This is a genomic window from Elusimicrobiota bacterium, from assembly GCA_028718185.1.
Lineage (GTDB): Bacteria > Elusimicrobiota > UBA8919 > UBA8919 > UBA8919 > JAQUMH01.
Genome location: JAQUMH010000004.1, coordinates 138,423 through 160,915, shown reverse-complemented (window position 1 = coordinate 160,915; position 22,493 = coordinate 138,423). Strand labels below are relative to the sequence as shown.

The window sequence follows — 22,493 nt, the reverse complement described above, 5'->3', positions numbered from 1 at the left end:
TTTACTCTACCTGTATTCAGGAGGGTACTATGGGCAAGGTTTTAGAAGGGAAGTTGGTGGCAAAGGGTTTGAAGTTTGGAATTGTTATATCGAGGTTTAATGAATTCATTACTTCCAAACTTTTAGATGGTTGTGTGGATGTTTTGAAAAGACATGATGGCGACGAGAGAGATATTGATATCGTCTGGGTGCCGGGTTCTTTTGAAATACCTTATATAGCGAATAAGTTAGCGTCATTAAAAAAATATGATGCTATAATATGTTTAGGTGCTATAATTAAAGGCGACACTTCACATAATGATTATATCGCGTCTGAAGCTACAAAGGGTATAGCAGCAGTAGGTCTTAAAACAGGAGTGCCTGTTGTTTTTGGAGTACTTACGACTGATACTCTTGAGCAGGCGATAGAAAGAGCAGGAACAAAAGCGGGTAATAAAGGGGCTACTGCAGCAATGACAGCTATCGAGATGGCAAACTTAAATTCCCAGATAAAGTAATGAGTGACCCCTCACCTCTTTCCTCTCCCCATAGGGTAGAGGATGAAAGGGAAATTGTCTTCTCCCCTGTGGGGAGAAGATGAAACCTGCCTACCGGCAGGCAGGGATGAGGGGTTGTAAATAGTTGTGGGATAAAAAAATAAATTATCTTTAAGGAAATTAAAATGGGATTAAGAAGATTATCACGTGAATGTGCGATGCAAATGCTTTTTGCGGTAGATGTATGTAAATTGACAAAAGAGGAAGCAAAGAAATCTTTTTGGGGTACAAAACATTACAAAGAAAAAGTCGTTTTATTCGCTGAGGAATTAGTTGACGGTACATTGTGTAATATTGAGGAAATTGATAAGCTTTTAGGCGAGGTAGCGGAGAATTGGGACCTTAGCAGGATGGCTTCTATTGACAGAGCGATTTTGAGGTTTGCTTCATACGAACTGCTTTATACACCGGAAACTCCTGTAAATGTTGTTATAAATGAAGCGATAGAGTTAGCAAAAGATTTTTCAACTATTGAATCAGGAAAGTTTGTAAACGGGGTTTTAGATAAAATTAAAGTTAAAAATAAAATAGGTAAGTAGAATGAATGCTAAACAGGAAATAGAATCACTAAAAAAAGAAATTGGACACCATGATTACCTTTATTATGTTCTTGCTCAGCCGGATATTTCCGATACTGAATACGACAAACTAATGGGGCGTCTCAAGGAGTTGGAAAAGAATAATCCGGAACTTATTACAGATGATTCGCCGACACAGAGAGTTTCGGGAGAAGCTGTAAAAGATTTCGAAACAGTAAAACATTCAACATCAATGCTCTCTCTGGATAATACATATTCTTCCGAAGAGATTTTGGAATGGGACACCAGAATAAGAAAAATGATCCCAAATGATGTTATTGAGTATGTGGTTGAGCCAAAAATCGACGGTGTAAGTTGTGCCTTAACTTATAAAAACAAATTGCTTATGCTTGGTGCTACCAGAGGTGACGGCGATAACGGGGAAAACATAACTCTGAACGTAAAGACCATTAAAACTATTCCCCTTAAATTATTAACAGATATTCCTTTTTTAGAAGTCAGAGGTGAAGTTTATATTGAGAAAAATGATTTTAAGGAACTTAATAAAAATATAATAGAAGACGGACAGCAGCCGTTTGCTAATCCCAGGAATGCTGCAGCAGGTTCTTTAAGACAAAAAAATCCACGAATTACCAGTGAAAGGAAATTAAAGTTTATAGTTCATTCGCACGGGAATATTGAAGGTGTTGAGGAATTTAAAACATACATTGAATTCCTTAAATTATGTAAAAAAAGCGGATTATCGACAACTCTTAGAAATATAAATATAGTTAAAAAAATTGAAGATGTTATTGTCTTATGTGATAAACTGGAAAAAGAAAGAGAAGAATTACCTTACGAAATTGACGGGTTGGTTGTAAAAATAAACTCAATTTCCCAGCAGCAAAAACTCGGGTTTACAATGAAGTCGCCAAGATGGGCAATTGCCTATAAGTTTCCTGCAAAACAGGCAACTACAAAATTGATAAACGTAACCATGCAAGTAGGTAGGACCGGGATTCTGACTCCTGTTGCTGAACTTGAACCTGTTGAATGCGGCGGGGTTGTTATATCAAGGGCAACTCTTCATAATTTTGATGAAATTGAACGGCTTGGAATCAGAACAGGAGATACTGTTTTGATAGAAAGAGCAGGGGAAGTAATTCCTAAAATAATAAAGGTAATTGAATCAAAAAGGACAGGAAACGAAAAAAAGATAAAAATTCCCAAAGAATGTCCTGTCTGTAACCAGTCAATTGTCAAAGAAAAAGAAGAAGAGGTTGCCTGGAGATGTATAAACCCGTCCTGTCCGGCACAGATTGAAAGAGGGCTGACTCATTTTGCAAAAAGAGAAGCAATGGATATTGAAGGGTTTGGAGATGCAATAGTTGAACAGCTTGTTTCAAAAAAAATGATTTCAGATTTTGCAGATATTTATTATCTTAAAAAAGATGATTTTCTTAAACTGGATTTATTTAAGGATAAAAAAGCACAAAATATTATTGAAGCTATTGCGAAAAGCAAATCAAGACCTTTAAGCCGCTTGCTTTTTGCGTTGGGTATTCGTAATGTAGGAGAAAAAGCTGCAATAATTTTAGCAGAAAGATATTTGACAATTGATAAATTAGTTAATGCTACTGTTGAAGATTTACAAAAAATACATGAAGTCGGTCCGGTTGTAGCGGAATCAATTGTGAAATTTTTCAATCAACCCGAAACTCAAAAACTAATTGAAAGGTTAAAAAAAGCAGGTGTCAATATAAAAGAAGAATTAAAAAAAGGTCCAAAAATTCTTGAAGGGAAAACATTTGTTTTCACAGGAGAGTTGAAAAACCTTTCAAGAACTGATGCGGAAGCAAAAGTCAGGGAACTTGGCGGCAATGATTCATCATCAGTCAGCCAAAAAACCGATTTTGTCGTTGCTGGAGATAATCCTGGTTCAAAATACAAGAAAGCGCAGAAATTGGGCGTGAAGATAATATCCGAAACTGATTTCCTAAATATGATAAAGTAAAATGGGACGTGTCTTGATAATTGACAAAACAGAAGGAAATCATAATTAAAATTATGTTAAACTTTGGTGTGAATTTTAAAAAGCAAAAGCTATTAGAAGATAAAATGCAGAAATTGGGCATTTTTGAAAAGGATATTATTGAGAGTTTCATTAGGTCTGGCGGGAAAGGCGGGCAAAATGTGAATAAAACATCAACTTGCGTTCATCTGATGCATGTGCCTACCGGAATTGAAGTTAAATGTCAGGAAGAAAGGTCACAATCCTTAAATCGTTTTATTGCCAGGAGAATATTGACAAGCAAAATTGAACAAAAAATATTAGGGAAACAGAGCGAAGAACAAAAACGGATTGAAAAGATAAGAAGACAGAAACGCAAACGGTCTAAAAGAGCGAAAGAGAAACTACTACAAGAAAAACATTTTCAATCAGAAAAAAAACAGAATCGTAAAAGCGTGACATATTAGATATAAAAATGAAGTTTATAGTTGATGAGATGCTGGGTCGGGTGGCAAAATGGTTGCGTCTTTTTGGGTATGACACTATATATTTTAAAGGCGACTCTGATAGTGAGTTGGTTTTTGAAAGTATAAAGCAGGGAAGAATACTTTTAACAAGAGATACCGGGATTTCAAGAAAAAGACCTATAAAGATTATTTTTATTGAAAGTGAAAATATTTTCGAGCAAATAGAGCAATTGAAAAGAGACTTAAATCTTAAAATAAGTAAAGACGATATTTTTACTCGTTGTATTAAGTGCAATACCTCACTTGAAGCTATTGAAAAAAACAAAATTAAGGATAAAGTACCTGTATTCATTTTTAATACACACAATAATTTTTCATATTGTTCAGCTTGCAAAAAAGTCTACTGGCAGGGTTCACATATAGAACTCGCAGAAAAACTGATTAAAAAATGGAAATAAAAGAAAAATCTACAAATTATCAAAAGGCGTTAAAATATGCATTTTGGCTTTTTGCAAGGAGAAATTACTCTGTAAAAGAAATACAAGATAAGCTTGGAAGAAATTATGAGAATCCGGTTATTGATAAAGTAATTGAAAAATTAGACAGTATGAAGTTGATTGATGATGATAAGTTTGCAAAGGAATGGGCGGAATATAGATTTAGACACAACAAGAGCAAAAATTATGTTTTAAATGAACTTATACGAAAAGGTATAAAAAGAGAGACTATTCAGGAAATATTCAGTTCCTTTGCTATAAAGGAGCCAGAATTAGCTTACGGAGCGATAAAAAATAAATTACAGAGATATCGAAAATTAGAACAGCTGAAAGCAAAAACCAAAATCTTTCAATTTTTAGCAAATAAAGGTTTCCCTTATGATGTAATAGACGAAGTGTGGAAAAAATATATAGATAATAAATAAAAACTGTTAAATTTCCGTAAAATTAGTATAATAAATCTTTTAGGCGTATAATAATATGGATACAAATGAAATCAGGAAAAAATATATAAAGTATTTTGAAGAAAGGGAACATAAAATATTTACAAGTGATTCTCTTGTTCCTTCATCGGACCCATCTTTGTTATTTACATCTGCGGGAATGGTTAGGTTCAAAAATTATTATTTAGGTATTCAGAAAGTAGATGGCAAAAAACAAAGAGCGACATCTATACAAAAGTGTCTAAGGACTTCAGACATAGAAAAAGTAGGACACACGGCAAGGCATTTGACGTTTTTTGAAATGTTAGGTAATTTTTCGTTCGGGGATTATTTTAAAAAAGAAACAATTGAATGGGCGTGGGATTTTCTGACAAATGAAATCAAATTAGATAAGAAAAAACTGTATGTCTCAGTCTACAGAGATGACGAAGAAGCATATAAAATATGGGAGAAGATAATTCCAAAAAATAGAATTATTAAGCTGGGAGAAGATTCTAATTTCTGGCAGATGGGAGATGTTGGACCGTGCGGTCCATGTTCAGAGATATTATATGATACAGGAGAAGATAGGGGTTGTGGAAAACCATCATGTAAACCGGGTTGCGATTGCGATAGATATCTGGAAATATGGAATCTTGTTTTTACACAATACGATAAGCAGACTGATGGTACATTAAAGAATTTGCCGCAAAAAAATATCGATACCGGTATGGGGCTTGAAAGGCTTGCATCAGTCGTACAAAATGTCAACACAAATTATGAAATTGATGAATTATCTAAAATTGTTCATTTTGTGGAAAATATGTCGCAAGAAAGGAAAAGTGTTTCAGTTAAAATCATTTCAGACCACTGTCGTGCAATGACTTTTATGGTATCTGACGGAATTTTGCCTTCTAATGAAGGAAGAGGCTATGTATTAAGGAGAATTTTAAGACGTGCATTGACTCACGGTAAAAAACTAAAATTAAATGAGCCGTTTTTATATAAAGTATGCGGGGAAGTTATAGAGACCATGAAGACAGCATATCCTGAACTTACCGCTCAAAGGGAACATATCTTAAGAATTATAAAAATGGAAGAAGAAAAGTTTTTATTGACACTTGAAAAAGGAATGGAAATTCTTGAAAATCTTAAAAAAAATAGAAAAACAATTTCGGGAAAAGATGCGTTTGTTTTGTATGATACATACGGTTTTCCATTTGAAATAACAAAAGAAATATTAGAAGAAGCAGGAATTACCGTAAATGAAAAAGAGTTTGAAAAAGAAATGGAAACTCAAAGAAATCGTTCGAAAACATCATGGAAAGGTTCAGGAGACGTTGATATAAACAGTTATTACGTATTATATAAAAAATATGGAAATACGGAATTCAGCGGTTATAGCGAGACAAAAATCGTGTCTAAAATTATAGCACTTGTAAAAGACGGTAAAGTGGTTGAAGAAGCAGTAGAAGGTGACGAGGTTGAGCTTATTCTAAAAGAGACAACGTTTTATGGGGAGAGTGGGGGACAGATAGGAGATGAAGGCAAGATAATAGTCCGAAGTCCGATGTCCGAAGTCTCAGACCTCAATGAATCCCGACGGGGGATTCAAAGTCAAGCTGAGATACTTGATACTCAAAAACCCGTAGAAAATCTTATCATTCACAAAGCAAAAATTACAAAAGGTGTTTTGAAAATAGGAGATACTGTTGATTTGGAAATTAATCTTCAGCGAAGAAGAAATATTATGAAAAACCATACAGTGACTCACCTTCTTCACAAAGCATTAAGGCAGATTGTCGGGAATCATGTTGTACAGCGTGGTTCATTAGTTACAGATGAAAGGTTCCGGTTCGACTTTTCTCATACAACACAGCTAAAAAGAGAAGAATTAAAGCTTATTGAGGAACATGTAAATAAGAGAATACTGGAAAACTTACCGGTTACAACAAAGATTACTACTGTTGAAGAAGCGAAAAAAATAGGAGCAATGGCGTTATTTGGTGAAAAATATGGTGAAAAAGTCAGGTGTGTGATTATTGGTGACGAACAAAAACCCGAAAGCGTTGAGCTGTGCGGCGGAACACATTGTAAATATACCGGTGAGATAGGACAGTTTATAATTGTTTCTGAAAGTAGTATTGGTAGCGGGTTAAGAAGAATTGAAGGTATTACCGGGATACATTCATATAATATGATGTCAAATCAAAGAGATACAATAATGGAAATCTCCGAACTGTTAAAATCGTCTCAAAATGAGGTAATCTCAAAACTTCAGAAATTGATAAATGAAAAGAAATCTCTTGAAAAAGATGTTCTAAAATCAAAAATGTCTAAAACGTCCGATGAGGATTTATTGAAAAATATTAAAACTATTAAAGGAATAAAGTTATTAACTGTAAAAGTAGATGCTTCTTCTATTGAAGAACTGAGAAATATTACAGACAACCTCAAAAACAAAATCAAGTCCGGAATTATAGTAACCGGTTCAGTTATAAATGAGAAACCATCTATAATTACTTCTATAACAAACGACTTAACTGAAAAATATGATGCCAGAAGCATAATAAAAGAAATATCTAAAATAGTTGGTGGTGGCGGCGGTGGCAGGGTTGACATGGCACAAGCAGGCGGAAAAGATATTTCAAAGCTGGATGAAGCACTTTTATCAGTTGAAAAGATGCTCCTGTAGTTCAACGGATAGAGCACCAGCCTCCGAAGCTGGTCATGCAGGTTCGACTCCTGTCAGGAGCGTTTTTTAATAGACACGAATATACACGAATAAGAGCAAATATCACGAATTAATTACGAATATTCGTAGCAAATTCGTGAGGAGTTGCAAAATTCGTGATAATTAGTGCACACGAGCAAAGCGAGTGCTTATTTTATGATTATAGGAATAATTGGTGGAAGTACTTGCGATAAAAAAACTGAAAAGATTGCTGAAGATATTGGTTCGGAAATCGCTAAGAGAAAACATGCTTTAATTTGTGGTGGAATGGGCGGGGTCATGGAAGCAGCCTGCCGGGGTGCTAAGAAAAGCGGCGGGTTAACTATAGGGATACTTCCCGGAAAAACGAAGGATGAAGCAAATGACTTTATCGATATCCCTGTTCTTACAGCGATGAGTCACGCAAGGAATGCAATAATTGTCAGAACATCTGATATAATAATAGCAATCGGCGGAAAATACGGGACATTATCGGAAATAGGACTTGCGAAAGCGATAGATAAAACAGTTATCGGAATAAAAACGTGGGATATTCCTGGAATAATAAAGGCTGATTCTATAAAAGAAGTCTTTGAAATAGTAAATGAACACGAAACAAGCACAAAATAAAGAAATATAAAACAGACACAAAATGTTTCGTGTTATGAGCAAAGTGACATGAAAGTAGTTATTCAACGAGTAAAAAAAGCATCAGTTTCTTACGAAAATGTAAAAGAAGAAATAAATAATGGATTGGTTATATTATTTGGTGTAGGAGAAAATGACGTTGATGACAAAATTAAGTGGCTTGTAGACAAAATCTTAAATTTACGGATTTTTCCCGACAATAGTAATAAATTTAATTTTTCCGTTTCAGATATAAAAGGTGAAATTCTTGTCGTATCACAATTTACCCTGTATGCTAATTGTGAAAAAGGAAGGAGACCGGATTTCACTTCTGCGGCAAAACCAGAAAAAGCAAATATTTTATATAAAAGATTTTTAGAAGAACTTGCAAAAACAGGATTAATAGTTAAAAGCGGTAAGTTTGCAGCAGACATGCTTGTTGAAATTCATAACGACGGACCTGTAACTATTTTAATGGATACTAATCAATGAAAAAAATTATAATCATTACAATATCACTATTATTTTCATTTTTAATATTTTTTGGTATTTACCGAGCAGTTGTATTTATAAAAACAGATGTTTTTTTATCAACAAATAAAAAAGAGTATTTACACTGGGAATTTATAAATATAACGGCAAAAATAAAAAATAAAAAACTACAAGAAAAGTATAAAAATGAACCATTGTTTGTATCTATATACAAAGACAAAAATAGGATTATTGGTATCGGTAATTTAGAAAAAATATCTCTAAAATATAACAGTAGAAAGATGCAATGGGAAGGTCAATGGCCCTGTCCGTGGAATGCTGCCAGCGGTAAATATCATATTGAACCTAGAATTACTCCGGACATGAAGTATAAAACTAAAGAATTCATTATTAAGCATAGAAAACTCAAAAAATGCTACCCGGATGGATTCGGAGTTTTAACATTTGAACAAACAACAACACTTTCGAAAATAAAATTAATAAACCCGGAAGGAAAAGAAACCGGTTGGAAGGGGATGCTTGACTGGACAAAATTTACAGGAGCTGACGCTTTCTGGTATCTTGTCGGTCAAACAAAAGCAGATAGTCCGAATGCAGACGAACATTTTCCATGGGCGGAAAGAAATATATCAAAACTACCGGAAATTGGCGAAGAAGCGCATAAACAAGGTTTGAAATTCGGAGCGTATCTTATTTCCTACCTTACTTTCGGGCAATATAAATTCAAAAATTATAAGTATGCATATGATTATAATTCTGAGAAGGGCGGACCTATTGAAACACGTGCAATATCCCTGCTTGACGAAAAAAGGATATCTGACATAATAAAATTCATAAAAGTTCTTAATGATATACCTGAAATAGACTATATCGGGCTTGACTATATAAGGAATGCACTTGGAGGTTATGAACTTGTAAATGAATTTGTAGATGAAATGAATATAAAGGTTCCTGAAGGGTGGGAAAAATTTAATAGTTCAAGAAGAATGAGCTGGCTTGCCAATGAAAAGGTATCCCGTAGAAATCTTAATTTAATAGACCAATGGCAGTGGTGGCGAGCTCATAAGGTTTCACAAATTCTTAATAGAATTACCACAGAAGTAAAACTAAAAAAACCGCTTTGGGTTTTTATTTTAACCTGGGAAAAAGGCTGGCAGCACGGGCAGGATTCAATAATGTTTACAGATGCAGGAGTAGATATAAATGCTTTAATGTTATATGAAGCTACTCGCGGACAATTTGATGAACTTTTGGATGATTGGCATAATTATGTAAAAAAAGGTGAAGCAAATCTTATACTTGGTGATGTTGTGGATTGGCCTTTACATCAAAAGATATTAAATCCGCCTGGACCAGAAGAGTTTTATAATCGTATTGTCGATGCAACGAAAAAAATATATAATGATTCAGCTGCAAACGGAATTTTTATTCACGATTTATCAAGAGCATTATGGGGACGAATCAAGCCATATACACCCAAAGAATGGCTGCTTGCAGGTGCAGCGGCAATTACAGAAATGAGACGTTTAAACAACTTACTGCCGGTATTTGCTAAAATTGATATACCATTGAAAGTAAAAACAAAAAAAGAATTTATGACGTCTATTGTTGTGGAAAATTTAACAAACAAGAAACAAAAAAATGTTTTAGTGGACCTGTATTTAATAGGAGGAGAAATTCTCGACAATCATCAAAAAACTATTGCGGAGTTACGTCCACATCAATCCCAGACGCTGACTTTCAGGACAATAATAAATATACCTGCCTGGGAGAAAGACTTGAAAAATATGATTGCAGTACAGGTTAATTATAGCGGGAAAAATTCAACGGTTTTTAAATATGTTATTGCTCAATAGAAAAAATATTATATGCGTCATAATTTTGTTTTTAGCTATTATTTCAAAAGCTGGAAAGGTTATGGCTATTGATGATATAAACCAATCTGGAAGTGTTTTCGATGAATTTAATGATGAATATCACAATGAGAAAAAGGAAGAAGTTAAAAAAAAGCCGATTGTAATTGAACCTTTTTGCAGGAATTTATCACAATCGGTTACTTATTGGCAGATGACGCCGGAAGACATTCAAGTATTAAAAAACAAAGGGTTTGGATATAGCGAATTAATTAAAATTATATTGATTTCAAAGAAAACAGAAAAACCGCTTACTGATGTAGTTACCAGGAGAAACCGCGGGGAAGATTTTAAGAAAATTTGCGAAAGATACGCAATTGATTATAATGAAATTAAAAAAGAAACAAAAAGAATTAAATTGGAGGTAATAATATATGAACCGAAATAAACTGGCTGTTTTTATCGCTATTTTATTCACTTTGTCATTTATATTAGGATTGTGGGTTGTTTTTTCCCAATCAGCGTTAAAAACCGAGAAAAAACCTTCTATGCAGATTTCACAGGATAAAATAGCAATAGTAAATATCTACGGTACAATAAAAGGGTCAATGGCTTCTTCGGGACCGTTCTCCCGCGATTCTGATAAAATTGTAAAACGGTTAAAAAAAATAAGCGAAGATTCGTCAGTTAAAGCGGTTGTCCTCAGGATAAATTCTCCGGGTGGCACTGTCGCAGCAGTTCAGGAGATTTATTCTGAAATATTGAAAGTTAAAAAAAGCGGAAAATATGTTGTCGCTTCTTTTTTAGATGTTGCTGCATCAGGGGGGTATTATATAGCTGCGGCTGCTGATAAAATTGTAGCAAATCCGGGGTCTCTGACGGGTTCAATAGGGGTAATTTTACAGGTAGGAAACTTTACTGAACTTATGAAGAAAATAGGCGTAAAGATAGAAACAGTAAAATCCGGTGAACATAAGGATATTGGAAGTTTTTCCAGGACCATGACTGAAGACGAAAGGAAAATATTTCAGGATTTAATAAATAATGCATATGAACAGTTCTTGTCGGCAGTAATCACCGGCAGGAAACTTGAAGAAAATAAAGCACGTTCCCTGGCTGACGGCAGGATTTTTACGGGGATGCAGGCGCAGGAAGTCGGGCTTGTTGATTCGCTTGGCGGTTTAGAAGAAGCAATAGATGAAGCAAAAAAGCTGGCAAATATTAAAGGAAATGTAAAAATAGTATCCGAATATGACCAATGGGAAAAATTATTTGAATTTATTCCTTCAGGATTGGACGAGAAAGGATTTACAAAAGTTTTTTCTAATACAAATGTCCGGTTTGAATATATTTTAGAATAACCTTAAGTTTCATTAAGAAACGACGGGTATGCTAAATTTAAAATAAATATGTTTACAGAAAACATTGAGCTGGTTTTAACATTTTTAGATAATCCGAAAGAAGCGATGAAATCGGTAATTACAAAAAAACCGGTATTTCTTTCTTTAGTTGTTTTTGTTTTTGCTAATATAAGCTTTTGTATTGCCAATTCTACTGTGTTTCCTTCCGGGAATATAAATTTTATTTTAATAATGTTTTTTGTTTTATTTTCAAATATTTTAATTTTAGTAACAGCTTCCTGTTGTTTTCACTTCATAGCAGAATTGCTGAATGGTCAGGGCAGTGTTGTCACCCTTTTCCAGCTTTTAAATTTTTCGCTCGCTCCAATGATACTGCTGCTGCCTGTTTCAATAATTGGTAAGTATGTGGATGTAAGGTTTTATTATTTCGCATTAATAATTGTATTTATCTGGCTGGATTACCTTGTATTTATTTCAATAAAAACGCTTTACAATATTTCTATTATGAAAACCTGGTTTATAGCTATTTCACCGTTCATTATCTTATCTATAATATTCATTACAGTTTTTACCTTTTCTGTTATTGGATTATTCTCTGTTTTTAGCATGATAGTATGACGAATATTTTAGCACTTCTTGAAAACTGTTCTATTTGCCCGCGAAATTGTAATGTTAACCGCTTAAAAAATAAAACCGGATTTTGTAAAATAGGAAAAGACCCTAAAATATCTGCTTATAATCTTCATTTTGGTGAAGAACCGCCGGTTTCCGGAGTTAACGGGTCCGGTACGATTTTCTTTACAGGATGTAATTTAAGGTGTGTTTTCTGTCAGAATTACCCTATAAGTCAACTGCACAATGGCAATGAAATATCAATAGAAAAACTGGCAGAAATCATGTTGTATTTACAAAAACAAAATGCGCATAATATAAACCTTGTCACCCCGACACATGTGGTTCCGCAAATAATTGAAGCAATTTCTAAAGCAAAAAATAAAGGACTTAAAATCCCTGTTGTATACAACTCGAGCGGTTATGAAAAAGCTGAGACATTAAAGTTACTTAATGGTTTCATAGATATTTACATGCCTGATTCGAAATATGCTGATAATAAAAATGCTGTAAAATACTCAGATGCAAAAAAATATTGGGAGCTGAACAAAAGTGCTTTAAAAGAAATGTACAGGCAAGTAGGTAACTTGAAGATAAAAAATGGGATTGCGATTAAGGGACTTTTAATAAGGCATCTGGTATTACCTAAAAATATAGCTTCTTCAGAAAAAATATTTAAATTTATTGCTGAAGAAATATCAACAAAAACATATATTTCAATTATGGCGCAGTATCATCCGGCAAATAAGGCAAATAAGTTTCCTGAGCTGCAAAACAAAGTAACCGAAGAAGAATATAAGGTTGTGCTTAAATTCGCAGATAATTACGGATTAAACAACGGTTGGCGTCAGGTCATATAGCGAATACTGAAGAATCAATATTAATATGAAAATAAAAAATAAATTTGAAGTACCTTTCAGTGTTCAAGAGGCAAAAGTTATTCAACAAAATATTTCAAATAAAATAGAATTCAAAAGTGATTATGAGGATGTTTCGCAGATAAATACGGTAGCTGGTTGTGATGTTTCTTATTCAAAAGGTGAACAGCAAATATATGCAGCAATTGTAGTTTTAGACATAAAAACATTGAATGTCTTAGAAAAAGTTAAAATAAAATATAAAGGGAAATTCAAGTTTCCTTATATACCGGGATATCTTTCTTTCAGGGAAGGTCCTGTTTTGATAGAAGCAATTAAAAAATTAAAAACTGAACCGGACATATTCTTATTTGACGGGCAAGGAATTGCTCATCCGAGAGGTGTTGGTATTGCGTCGCATCTCGGAGTTGTCCTAGACAAACCATCAATCGGTTGTGCTAAATCTTTGTTGTATGGTAATTATGATGAACCGCCGCCGGGATTAAAAGGAGCTTATACTTTTTTAAAAGATGATGCCGGAACTCTTATTGGTACTTGCATGCGCTCAAAAATATATACGAAACCTATATTTATTTCACAAGGACACCGGATAGGATTTGGTATTGGCGCAGATGTCGTTTTTAAATGTCTTAGTAAATATCGCATACCGGAACCTTTAAGATTGGCACACAATGAAGCAAAAAGTGAATTGACATAACAAAAGAAAAATTATATAATTTTGCACGAGCAAAGAAAGTGTTAGAAAGGAAGGTAAAATATGCCTGAATTAAGACGGGATTTAGTAACACAAAAATGGGTTATTACCGGAACGCAAAGTGAAGAAGAGTTTTTAGTATCTTTAAAAGCTCCTCAAAAAGAACTTAACAATATTTGTTATTTTTGTGACGGCAACGAAAGCCAAACACTTCCTGAAATATATTCAATAAGAAAATTTGATACACGTCCTAATATGCCCGGTTGGCAGGTAAGAGTAGTACCATCAAAATCAGCAGCATTCAAAATTGACGGTGAAATGGGTAAAGTTGGGCGGGGAATTTATGATTTGATGAATAATATCGGAGCTCATGAATTGATTATTGAATCACCCCAGCATATAAAGAATATTTGTGATTTACCCGTTGAACAAATACAGCTTGTTTTTAAAGTTTACCAGTCACGGCTGAGAGATTTAAATAATGATGAACGGCTGAAATATACGCTTATATTTAAAAATCAAAGACCAAAATCGCCTTTCAGATACGGACACACACATTCCCAGCTTGCATCTCTTCCTCTTATACCTAAAGCAATACATGACGAGTTGATATCTGCAAAAGAATATTTTTCTTATAAAGAAAGATGTCTTTTTTGTGATATTATCAGGCAAGAGCAAAAGGATAAAACCAGAATTGTTGATGAAAATTCAGATTATATTGCTTTTGTACCATTTGCAGCGAAATTTCCTTTTGAATTGCTTATTTTACCAAAAAACCACAATGCCGATTACAGGTTAGAAAATGATTCATCATTGAAAAATTTATCACAGATTCTTAAAAACACCTTGTCAAAAATATCTATTGCTTTAAATGACCCGCCTTTGAATTATATACTGCATACTATACCGTATATGAGAGAAGAACAGGGTCATTGGAAAACTATTTTTGATGATTTCCACTGGCATATTGAAGTGTGTCCTCAGGTTAGTGAAATCACAGGCTTTGAATGGGGTTCCGGATTCCATATTCAGCCGCTTTTCCCGGAAATATGCGCAAAATTATTAAGAGATGCAAAATAATATCAGTATCAGCAATGCGAAGTTTTGAAAGAATTGCTGTTGAAAAACATTTAATTCCACCGGTTGTTCTAATGGAGAACGCCGGAAAAAATGTAGCAGAAATTATTTTGAAAAGATTTCATCCAAAACATGTAGCAATATTCTGCGGTGGCGGGAATAACGGTGGTGATGGTTTTGTAGTTGCAAGACATCTTTTTAATAAAAATGTAAAAGTAAAAGTATTTATTATACAGAAAGAAAATAAGTATAAAGATATTGCACGGCTTAATCTGAAAATTATAAGAAAAATCAAAGTTCCGATTATTAATTTATATTCAGATAAATTAAAATACTTTAAAACAGATTTAATTGTTGATGCGCTACTGGGCATCGGAATTAGCGGTAAAATACGGGAACCATATAAACAAGTAATTGAAAAAATAAACTCATTGAAGAAACCCGTAGTATCAATTGATATACCATCAGGCATAGATACCGACACAGGATTTAGTTTGGGAGCTGCAGTAAAGGCAAAAGTCACTGTTACTATGACAGCCATGAAACAAGGACTACTTTTAAACGATGGTAAAAAGTTATCAGGTAAGATTTATGTCGTTGATATAGGTATTAAGCTGAATTCTGTATTCTGAGTCCTGAATCCTGAATTCTTAATTCTTTCGTTAATAGGGAGGTGACAAAAATGGCAATGGCTAGTGGGATTATAATGGTCCGGTTAGTTGCAGGTAAAGAAAAACAAGCACTTAATAAACTAAGAAGCATAAAAGGTATAACACATATCAGTGCTGTACTGGGCAGGTGGGATTTAGTTATAGATGTTGAAGCAAATAGTATACAGGATTTGACAACCCTGGTTGTTCATAAAATACGTGCGACAATAGGTGTCTCTTCAACAGAAACACTTTTAACAACAGCAATATAAGTTATTTTACCACAAGCGTGTAAACCGCTTGTGTCAGGGGGATAATATGATAAAAGATATCACTAAAATCCTGCAGAAAACAGAATCAAATCTTATTAAGAATCTTGTGGCTTCAGGAGCGATTGTTCTCGGGGTTAAAATCAAAAATAAAGCAAAATTGCTAATCGACGATGTTAAGTTTTCTGATACTTTGCAATTGGAAATATCTAAAAAAGCGAAAATAGGCGGATTTATATCAACAGATGAACTTCCTCACTATGGGATTAGCAAAGCTGAGAAAAAAGCAATTGAAAAAGAGTTTTCCTGCGGTAAAAAAGATGTCGTTGTTTTTGTTGCAGCTGAGAAATCAAAGGCAGAGAAAGCAATTGAATTAATATCAGAAGAAATGGAAAAAAAGGAAATAAAAATAAAAAAACCGGCAAAAATCAATAAAATAAAAAAAGTAGGTCAGAAAACAGTAAAAATAAAGAAGATAAAATCTAAAAGTAAAAAGTAATATTCCAAAACCATATTAATATGAAAATTGTCCTTAGAAGTATTTTTTTTGTTATCCTTTTTAGCTCACTGTTATTTATCTCCAACGTATATTCCGAATACATTAAGCTGAAAAATGGTGTAAATGTTATTTTTGACAGCGACAAAAATTCCTCTTTATCAGCGATTCAGGTATGGGTTAGAGCAGGCGCTGTAGATGAAAGTAAAGAAGAATCCGGGATATCTCACTTTATAGAACATACGATTTTTAAAGGAACTAAAACAAGGACACAAAAAGAAATTGCCCCTGAAATCGAAAAAATAGGCGGAATTATTAATGCAGCTACATCTCTGGACTACACATATTTTTACACTATTGTATCAAGCAGTTATTGTTTAAAAGCAGTTGAGATATTAACAGATGCTATTTTGAACCCGGAATTTCCGGCTGAAGAGATAGAAAAAGAAAGACATGTCGTTGTTGAAGAAATTAAAAGAAAAGATGATAATCCTCAATCACAGCTTTTTAATGAATTTTACGAACAGGTTTATTCTCCGCTTAAATATGCGCAAAGAGTTATTGGAACTGAAGAAATTATTTTAAACTTAAAAAGAGGTGATTTACTGGCATTTCACAAGAAATTCTACACATCTGAAAATATTTTTATTGTAGTGACAGGAAATTATGAAAAGAACGAAGTTTTAGCTGTATTAAGTAATAATTTTGGAAAATTACCGAAAATTAAAAGCCAGAAAAGAATATTTTCGTCAAAAGATTTAAATGTTTCCAAAAAGTTATCAAAAAAAATCATTAAAAGAGATGTCTCTCAGGCTTACATTTTATTAGGTTTTCCGGCAGCAAACATAAACAGCAAAGATCAATTTTCATTAGATATTGCATCTTATATATTGGGTAACGGTAAAGCATCGAGATTGAATAAGAAATTCGTTGAAGAATCCAGACTTGCCTTTAATATTACGTCGTCTTTTGTAACCCAGGAAGGACCGGGGTTGTTTTACGTTTATTCACAATGTCTACCCGGGAATGTATCAACTTTATCAAATAGGATTTTACTTGAGCTGCTGGATATTTCAATGAATGGTGTTTCCGACGAGGAACTAAATAGGGCAAAAATACTCTTAATAAGAGATAAACTATTACAATTACAAACGCCGGACGGTAAAGCGGAAGAATTAGGATTTTATGCTGTTTTGGGGAACAAAAATATTCCGGAGAGTTATGTGAAAAACGTAAGAAAGGTGACAACATCTAACATAAAGAAAGTAATTTCAAAGTATTTAATATTTCCGGATATACCGACAATTGTAATTACACCATAATTTTATGAAAAAAATATTATTCTTGTTTCTTACTTCTTATTTCTTGCTTCTTGTTTCTATTCTTTCTGCTCAGATTAACAAAATACAGTTAGAAAACGGTTTTACTTTAATTCATTTAGAGAAAAAGGAAATTAAGTTAGTATCTGTAAATTTATTTATAAAAAGAGGGTCTGCAAGTGAATCAGATAAAGAAGCGGGACTGACTAATCTTATGGCTGATTTACTGCTGGAAGGTACGGTTAACCGCACTTCTGAAAAGATTGCAATTGAAACGGAGTTGCTAGGTGAAAGTATTTCAGCAAGCTGTTCAAATGATTTTGTGGGAGTATCAATGATTGTACCTTCAGAAAATATCGTTTCAGCTTTTGATATTTTCAGTGATGTTATAAATAACGCTTCTTTTCCCGAAAAACAATTAGAAAAAGAGAAAAACAGAACAATTGCAGCAATTAAATCAAAGTCAGATAATATATTTGATGTTGCATATGACCAGTTTAATGAAGCAATATTTGAAAATCAGCCGTATCATAAACCTGTAGAAGGTTATGAATCTACTGTTTCTTCAATCAACATTTCTCAAATATCAGACAATTACAGAAAATGTTTCAAACCGGGGAATATGGTATTATCTATTGCCGGTGATATTGACTTTGAAAAAGCAGAAATGCTTGTTAGGAAATATTTTGGTAATATAAAAATCATTGAAAGCGAAGAAAAAGCTTTAAGTCAAAAACAATTTAAGGATAATTGGTCAAATCCGTCACGAAAAATATATTCAGGAAAATTTCAACAATCGTATATTATGTCAGGTTTTGTTGCACCAAGTATTAATCAGAAAGAATACAGCACAATCAAACTTATTAACGCTCTTGTCGGAAATGGGATGGGTTCCATGCTTTTCACTGCATTAAGAGAAAGAAATGGTTTAGTTTATGAAGCAGATTCTTTTTACCCGACAAGAAAAGAAATTAGCGCTTTTGTGTTATATGCAGGGACATCAAAAGAAAATATAGGATTGGTTGAGCGGACATTTCAGGAAGAGTTAAAAAAGATATCAGAAGTCAATGAAGAAGAACTAAAAAATGCAAAGGAATATCTTAAAGGCACTTATTTGCTCGAACACAGGACAATTCAAAGACAAGCATGGTATCTCGGTTGGTGGGAAGTTATGGGAAAAGGATATAATTACGATATGCAATATTTAAATGATATTGATAATGTTTCAATAGCTGATATTAAAGAAGTTTGCGGTAAATATTTTAACGTTGATAAATTAACAACAGTAATAATAAAATAACAGGGAATATTAATGCGGCAATTGTTAATTTCTTTTTTAATCATTTTAATTTCTTTTAGCGGATGTAAAAAACCTGTTATTGAAAAGTCCTTGGTATCTAAATCGGTTTTTGGAGATTATTATATTGAGGCATCAATTGGAGATGCTTCATATCTGAATCCTGTCTTATCTTCAGATTCTGCATCAGGCGATATTAACAATCTTGTTTTCAACGGTCTGGTAAAATACGATAAAAATATAATAATAGTAGGTGATTTGGCAGAATCATGGAATGTATCTGATGACGGGAAAGTAATAATTTTCAATTTAAGAAAGAATGTTAAGTGGCATGATGGACAACCGTTTACAGCAGAAGATGTAAAATTTACTTACGAAAAACTTATCGACCCGAAAGTAAAAACGCCTTATTCTTCCGATTTTGAACTTGTAACAAAGTTTGAAATAATTAACCCGCATAAAATAAAGATTACATATAAAAAACCGTTTTCACCCGGTCTAATATCATGGGGAATGGGAATCATACCAAAACATATATTTTCCGCTAAAAACGGAGAAAGCGTTGATTTTAATACTCATCCGGCAAACAGGAAACCGATTGGCACTGGACCTTATAAATTTGTTGAGTGGAAAACAGACGAAAAAATAGTGCTTGAAGCAAATTCTGATTACTTTGAAGGCAGGCCAAACATAGCAAAATATATATATAGAATTATTCCGGACGAGTCAGTTCAGTTTTTAGAATTGCGAAGTGAAACAATAGATTCCATGGGTTTAACACCCGACCAGTATAATGCTTATCAGAGTTTTTTCAAAAATTATAATAAGTTTAGGTATCCGTCGTTCGGGTATTCTTACCTCGCATATAACCTTTTAAACCCGCTTTTTAAGGAAAAGAAAATAAGACAAGCAATTGCCTATTCAATAAATAAAAAGGAAATAATAGGCGGTATATTACTCGGTTATGGTGTTCCTGCAACCGGTCCTTTTCCGCCGACAAGCTGGGCTTATAATCCTGACGTAAAAGACTATGAATATAATCCTGAAAAGGCAAAAGATATTTTTAAAAGTTTCGGCTGGAAAGATTCAGATAATGACGGTTGGCTTGATAAAAATGGCAAAAAGTTTGAATTTACGCTAATTACCAATCAGGGTAATAAATCACGGTCAATAGCTGCCGAATTGATACAGGAACATCTTAAAAAAGTAGGCATAAAAGTTAATATAAGAATTTTAGAATGGTCAACATTCATTCATCAATATGTTGATAAGAAGAATTTTGATGCTATAATTTTAGGCTGGGCATTATCAAGGGACCCTGACCAGTATGGAATATGGCATTCGTCACAAAGGAAGGAAGGACAATATAATTTCATATCTTATGAAAACAAAGAAATTGATAAGCTTTTAGAAGAAGGACGTGTAATTTTTGATATAAAGAAAAGACAGAAAATCTATAGAAGAATGCATGAAATATTGGCTGATGAACAACCTTATACTTTCCTGTATATTGCAGATGCGCTTCCTGTAATTCATAAAAGATTTATTGGTCCGGAAGTCGCCCCTTTGGGTATTGGCTGGAATTTTAAGGAATGGTACGTCCCAAAAGAAAAACAGAAATACACAATACAGGAATAAACCACAGGACTATGCTACCCCTCAACTCTTTCTTCTCCCCTAAGGGGAGAAGATGAAAGATGAGGGGGAATATTATATGACTTTTGGCGAAAAGGTTTGAAAATAAACAATAGGACTAATTTATGATTAATTATGTCTTTAGACGATTGCTTCTTATGATTCCCGTTATTTTTGGTATAACAATAATGACTTTTCTTGTAATGCATCTATCACCCGGGAAACCGACTGATGTTTTGACCGATATGAACCAAAAAATCAGTGTAGAAGCAAAACAAAGATTGGTTGCTATTTATGGTCTTGATAAACCTATTTATGTCCAATACTGGTTATGGGTTAAACGGTTAGTAAAACTTGATTTTGGTAAATCATTCAAAGATGACAGACCGGTAATAAAAAAGATAGTAGAACGTTTCCCTGCAACCCTTCTTTTGAACTTTTTTTCAATAATACTTATTTTTATTGTTGCAATCCCTATCGGTGTTTTTTCCGCTGTAAAAAAAGGTTCTTTTTTTGACAAAATTACAACTGTTAGCGTTTTTATCGGATTTTCAATTCCTACGTTTTGGCTGGCTATACTTTTGATGATTTTATTTGGACTTCAGCTGGGATGGTTTCCAGTTTCAGGTTTTCGTTCAATAAATTTTGACGAACTTACTGTTTTCGGGAAAATATCAGATCTTGCAAAACACCTTGTTTTACCTGTTTTTATATCAGCATTTACAGGACTTGCAGGACTTTCAAGATATACAAGATCCGCAATGCTCGAAGTGTTGCATCAGGATTATATAAGGACTGCCAGGGCAAAAGGTTTATCTGAAACATCTGTAATTTTTAAACATGCATTGAGAAACGCACTTATTCCTATAGTTACTATTATTGGTCTTACCCTTCCGGATTTAATCGGCGGTTCTTTTATCTTTGAGACAATTTTTGCCTGGCCCGGAATGGGACGGCTTGGATACGAAGCGATAATGTCAAGAGATTATCCTGTTATTATGTGTGTGGGAACTATTGTAGCGGTTTTAACACTGCTTGGCAATCTGATAGCAGATATAACATATGCATACGTAGATCCAAGAATAAGGTATAGAAAATGAACACTCCCTTTTGTTATTCTGTCATTCCGTGCTTGACACGGAATCTATTTCTTTATCTTCTGGATTCCCACTTTCGTGGGAATGACATAAGGTGACCCTATGCAAGCCACAGGGAATTGTAAGTTAAATATTTATGCTAAAAATATATTTAAATAAATTATTTAAAAATAAGCTCGCAGTTACAGGAACCTTAATAATAATTTCTTTAATTTTAATCGCAATTTTCGCTTCATGGATTTCAACTAATAATCCAATTGAAGGAAATATTATAGAACGATTGCAGCCACCGTCAAAAAGTCATATTTTAGGAACTGATGAGATAGGTCGGGATGTTTTTTCAAGAATGATTTATGGGACACGTATTTCTATATCAGTCGGTATTATCGCTGTAGGCATTTCTGTTATTATCGGAACGATTCTTGGGCTTATATCCGGTTATTTTGGCGGAAAAACAGATGCTATAATCATGCGATTTGTCGATGTGATGTTATGCTTTCCGACATTTTTTTTGATTTTAATGGTAATAGCTTTTTTAGAACCGAATATTTATAATGTAATGATTGTAATAGGGCTTACTTCCTGGCCAAGTCTTGCGCGGTTAGTTCGCAGCGAAACACTTTCAATAAAGGAACGCGATTTTATAACTGCCGCTAAAGGGCTTGGACTTAAAAAGAGAAAAATTATTTTTGTTCATATTTTGCCGAACGTTATGGCACCTGTAATAGTTGCAAGTATTTTAGGGGTTGGCGCAGCCATACTTACCGAATCAGGACTTTCCTTTTTAGGGCTTGGGGTACAACCACCAACGCCATCATGGGGAAATATTTTGACAAGCGGAAAGGATTATATACATATCGCATGGTGGCTTTCATTTTTCCCGGGGCTAGCCATTTTAATAACGGTTCTTGGCTGGAATCTTTTAGGTGAAGGATTGCGGGATGTTTTTGACCCGAGAGCGAGTTAAACAAT

Annotated in this window: 24 protein-coding genes and 1 tRNA gene; all 25 read left to right on the top strand. The window is 33.7% G+C overall.

What is annotated here, in order from left to right:
* Positions 1-29 precede the first annotated feature (29 nt).
* The 25 genes from ribE (at position 30) to PHE88_07280 (ending at position 22,488) form a co-directional block, all read left to right on the top strand.
* Entirely contained in the window at positions 30-497 is a 468-nt protein-coding gene (ribE, locus tag PHE88_07400; GenBank protein MDD5687638.1) for a 6,7-dimethyl-8-ribityllumazine synthase, read from the top strand.
* A gap of 164 nt (positions 498-661) precedes the next feature.
* A complete protein-coding gene (gene nusB / locus PHE88_07395; GenBank protein ID MDD5687637.1) occupies positions 662-1,075 on the top strand; it encodes a transcription antitermination factor NusB in 414 nt (137 codons plus the stop codon).
* A gap of 1 nt (position 1,076) precedes the next feature.
* Complete coding sequence (ligA, locus tag PHE88_07390; protein ID MDD5687636.1) at positions 1,077-3,068, top strand: NAD-dependent DNA ligase LigA; 1,992 nt, start codon at positions 1,077-1,079, stop codon at positions 3,066-3,068.
* A 104-nt stretch (positions 3,069-3,172) separates the two neighbouring features.
* A complete protein-coding gene (locus PHE88_07385) occupies positions 3,173-3,532 on the top strand; it encodes a peptide chain release factor-like protein (protein ID MDD5687635.1) in 360 nt (119 codons plus the stop codon).
* A gap of 8 nt (positions 3,533-3,540) precedes the next feature.
* Positions 3,541-3,990: a Mut7-C RNAse domain-containing protein gene (locus tag PHE88_07380; GenBank protein MDD5687634.1), complete on the top strand. Its 450-nt coding sequence runs from the start codon at positions 3,541-3,543 to the stop codon at positions 3,988-3,990.
* A complete protein-coding gene (locus tag PHE88_07375; GenBank protein ID MDD5687633.1) occupies positions 3,981-4,454 on the top strand; it encodes a regulatory protein RecX in 474 nt (157 codons plus the stop codon). The genes PHE88_07380 and PHE88_07375 overlap by 10 nt, the downstream gene beginning before the upstream one ends.
* A gap of 55 nt (positions 4,455-4,509) precedes the next feature.
* Positions 4,510-7,146 (top strand): alanine--tRNA ligase, encoded by a 2,637-nt coding sequence (gene alaS / locus PHE88_07370; GenBank protein MDD5687632.1) that lies wholly within the window; start codon positions 4,510-4,512, stop codon positions 7,144-7,146.
* Positions 7,137-7,208: transfer RNA gene (locus PHE88_07365), tRNA-Arg, on the top strand. The genes alaS and PHE88_07365 overlap by 10 nt, the downstream gene beginning before the upstream one ends.
* 133 nt (positions 7,209-7,341) lie before the next feature.
* Positions 7,342-7,794: a TIGR00725 family protein gene (locus tag PHE88_07360; protein ID MDD5687631.1), complete on the top strand. Its 453-nt coding sequence runs from the start codon at positions 7,342-7,344 to the stop codon at positions 7,792-7,794.
* Between the two features lie 48 nt (positions 7,795-7,842).
* On the top strand, positions 7,843-8,283 hold the full coding sequence (gene dtd / locus PHE88_07355; GenBank protein MDD5687630.1) for a D-aminoacyl-tRNA deacylase: 441 nt from the start codon (positions 7,843-7,845) through the stop codon (positions 8,281-8,283).
* Complete coding sequence (locus tag PHE88_07350; GenBank protein MDD5687629.1) at positions 8,280-10,139, top strand: hypothetical protein; 1,860 nt, start codon at positions 8,280-8,282, stop codon at positions 10,137-10,139. The genes dtd and PHE88_07350 overlap by 4 nt, the downstream gene beginning before the upstream one ends.
* 61 nt (positions 10,140-10,200) lie before the next feature.
* A complete protein-coding gene (locus PHE88_07345) occupies positions 10,201-10,584 on the top strand; it encodes a hypothetical protein (protein MDD5687628.1) in 384 nt (127 codons plus the stop codon).
* Positions 10,571-11,497, top strand: coding sequence for a signal peptide peptidase SppA (sppA, locus tag PHE88_07340; protein MDD5687627.1), 927 nt, complete (start codon positions 10,571-10,573; stop codon positions 11,495-11,497). The genes PHE88_07345 and sppA overlap by 14 nt, the downstream gene beginning before the upstream one ends.
* Before the next feature lie 48 nt (positions 11,498-11,545).
* Positions 11,546-12,115, top strand: a complete 570-nt coding sequence (locus PHE88_07335; protein ID MDD5687626.1) for a YIP1 family protein — start codon at positions 11,546-11,548, stop codon at positions 12,113-12,115.
* Positions 12,112-12,969: a radical SAM protein gene (locus tag PHE88_07330; protein MDD5687625.1), complete on the top strand. Its 858-nt coding sequence runs from the start codon at positions 12,112-12,114 to the stop codon at positions 12,967-12,969. Before PHE88_07335 ends, PHE88_07330 begins: the two co-directional genes overlap by 4 nt.
* A gap of 25 nt (positions 12,970-12,994) precedes the next feature.
* On the top strand, positions 12,995-13,684 hold the full coding sequence (locus PHE88_07325) for an endonuclease V (GenBank protein ID MDD5687624.1): 690 nt from the start codon (positions 12,995-12,997) through the stop codon (positions 13,682-13,684).
* Between the two features lie 60 nt (positions 13,685-13,744).
* Positions 13,745-14,761 carry a galactose-1-phosphate uridylyltransferase gene (locus PHE88_07320; protein MDD5687623.1) on the top strand — a complete coding sequence of 339 codons (1,017 nt, stop codon included), beginning with the start codon at positions 13,745-13,747 and terminating at the stop codon, positions 14,759-14,761.
* Positions 14,731-15,390: an NAD(P)H-hydrate epimerase gene (locus PHE88_07315; protein MDD5687622.1), complete on the top strand. Its 660-nt coding sequence runs from the start codon at positions 14,731-14,733 to the stop codon at positions 15,388-15,390. Before PHE88_07320 ends, PHE88_07315 begins: the two co-directional genes overlap by 31 nt.
* 50 nt (positions 15,391-15,440) lie before the next feature.
* A complete protein-coding gene (locus tag PHE88_07310) occupies positions 15,441-15,680 on the top strand; it encodes an Lrp/AsnC ligand binding domain-containing protein (protein ID MDD5687621.1) in 240 nt (79 codons plus the stop codon).
* A gap of 46 nt (positions 15,681-15,726) precedes the next feature.
* A complete protein-coding gene (locus PHE88_07305; protein MDD5687620.1) occupies positions 15,727-16,176 on the top strand; it encodes a hypothetical protein in 450 nt (149 codons plus the stop codon).
* A 20-nt stretch (positions 16,177-16,196) separates the two neighbouring features.
* A complete protein-coding gene (locus PHE88_07300; GenBank protein MDD5687619.1) occupies positions 16,197-17,495 on the top strand; it encodes a pitrilysin family protein in 1,299 nt (432 codons plus the stop codon).
* Between the two features lie 4 nt (positions 17,496-17,499).
* Entirely contained in the window at positions 17,500-18,792 is a 1,293-nt protein-coding gene (locus PHE88_07295) for a pitrilysin family protein (GenBank protein ID MDD5687618.1), read from the top strand.
* Between the two features lie 12 nt (positions 18,793-18,804).
* Complete coding sequence (locus PHE88_07290; GenBank protein MDD5687617.1) at positions 18,805-20,427, top strand: peptide-binding protein; 1,623 nt, start codon at positions 18,805-18,807, stop codon at positions 20,425-20,427.
* 122 nt (positions 20,428-20,549) lie between these two features.
* Entirely contained in the window at positions 20,550-21,524 is a 975-nt protein-coding gene (locus PHE88_07285; GenBank protein ID MDD5687616.1) for an ABC transporter permease, read from the top strand.
* A 133-nt stretch (positions 21,525-21,657) separates the two neighbouring features.
* A complete protein-coding gene (locus PHE88_07280) occupies positions 21,658-22,488 on the top strand; it encodes an ABC transporter permease (protein ID MDD5687615.1) in 831 nt (276 codons plus the stop codon).
* The last annotated feature ends 5 nt before the right edge of the window (positions 22,489-22,493 follow it).

What these genes read in the sequence shown, in the direction of transcription:
- ribE (MDD5687638.1), top strand. Translation starts at nt 30, where the DNA reads ATGGGCAAGGTTTTAGAAGGGAAGTTGGTGGCAAAGGGTTTGAAGTTT.
- nusB (MDD5687637.1), top strand. Translation starts at nt 662, where the DNA reads ATGGGATTAAGAAGATTATCACGTGAATGTGCGATGCAAATGCTTTTT.
- ligA (MDD5687636.1), top strand. Translation starts at nt 1,077, where the DNA reads ATGAATGCTAAACAGGAAATAGAATCACTAAAAAAAGAAATTGGACAC.
- PHE88_07385 (MDD5687635.1), top strand. Translation starts at nt 3,173, where the DNA reads ATGCAGAAATTGGGCATTTTTGAAAAGGATATTATTGAGAGTTTCATT.
- PHE88_07380 (MDD5687634.1), top strand. Translation starts at nt 3,541, where the DNA reads ATGAAGTTTATAGTTGATGAGATGCTGGGTCGGGTGGCAAAATGGTTG.
- PHE88_07375 (MDD5687633.1), top strand. Translation starts at nt 3,981, where the DNA reads ATGGAAATAAAAGAAAAATCTACAAATTATCAAAAGGCGTTAAAATAT.
- alaS (MDD5687632.1), top strand. Translation starts at nt 4,510, where the DNA reads ATGGATACAAATGAAATCAGGAAAAAATATATAAAGTATTTTGAAGAA.
- PHE88_07360 (MDD5687631.1), top strand. Translation starts at nt 7,342, where the DNA reads ATGATTATAGGAATAATTGGTGGAAGTACTTGCGATAAAAAAACTGAA.
- dtd (MDD5687630.1), top strand. Translation starts at nt 7,843, where the DNA reads ATGAAAGTAGTTATTCAACGAGTAAAAAAAGCATCAGTTTCTTACGAA.
- PHE88_07350 (MDD5687629.1), top strand. Translation starts at nt 8,280, where the DNA reads ATGAAAAAAATTATAATCATTACAATATCACTATTATTTTCATTTTTA.
- PHE88_07345 (MDD5687628.1), top strand. Translation starts at nt 10,201, where the DNA reads ATGGCTATTGATGATATAAACCAATCTGGAAGTGTTTTCGATGAATTT.
- sppA (MDD5687627.1), top strand. Translation starts at nt 10,571, where the DNA reads ATGAACCGAAATAAACTGGCTGTTTTTATCGCTATTTTATTCACTTTG.
- PHE88_07335 (MDD5687626.1), top strand. Translation starts at nt 11,546, where the DNA reads ATGTTTACAGAAAACATTGAGCTGGTTTTAACATTTTTAGATAATCCG.
- PHE88_07330 (MDD5687625.1), top strand. Translation starts at nt 12,112, where the DNA reads ATGACGAATATTTTAGCACTTCTTGAAAACTGTTCTATTTGCCCGCGA.
- PHE88_07325 (MDD5687624.1), top strand. Translation starts at nt 12,995, where the DNA reads ATGAAAATAAAAAATAAATTTGAAGTACCTTTCAGTGTTCAAGAGGCA.
- PHE88_07320 (MDD5687623.1), top strand. Translation starts at nt 13,745, where the DNA reads ATGCCTGAATTAAGACGGGATTTAGTAACACAAAAATGGGTTATTACC.
- PHE88_07315 (MDD5687622.1), top strand. Translation starts at nt 14,731, where the DNA reads ATGCGCAAAATTATTAAGAGATGCAAAATAATATCAGTATCAGCAATG.
- PHE88_07310 (MDD5687621.1), top strand. Translation starts at nt 15,441, where the DNA reads ATGGCAATGGCTAGTGGGATTATAATGGTCCGGTTAGTTGCAGGTAAA.
- PHE88_07305 (MDD5687620.1), top strand. Translation starts at nt 15,727, where the DNA reads ATGATAAAAGATATCACTAAAATCCTGCAGAAAACAGAATCAAATCTT.
- PHE88_07300 (MDD5687619.1), top strand. Translation starts at nt 16,197, where the DNA reads ATGAAAATTGTCCTTAGAAGTATTTTTTTTGTTATCCTTTTTAGCTCA.
- PHE88_07295 (MDD5687618.1), top strand. Translation starts at nt 17,500, where the DNA reads ATGAAAAAAATATTATTCTTGTTTCTTACTTCTTATTTCTTGCTTCTT.
- PHE88_07290 (MDD5687617.1), top strand. Translation starts at nt 18,805, where the DNA reads ATGCGGCAATTGTTAATTTCTTTTTTAATCATTTTAATTTCTTTTAGC.
- PHE88_07285 (MDD5687616.1), top strand. Translation starts at nt 20,550, where the DNA reads ATGATTAATTATGTCTTTAGACGATTGCTTCTTATGATTCCCGTTATT.
- PHE88_07280 (MDD5687615.1), top strand. Translation starts at nt 21,658, where the DNA reads ATGCTAAAAATATATTTAAATAAATTATTTAAAAATAAGCTCGCAGTT.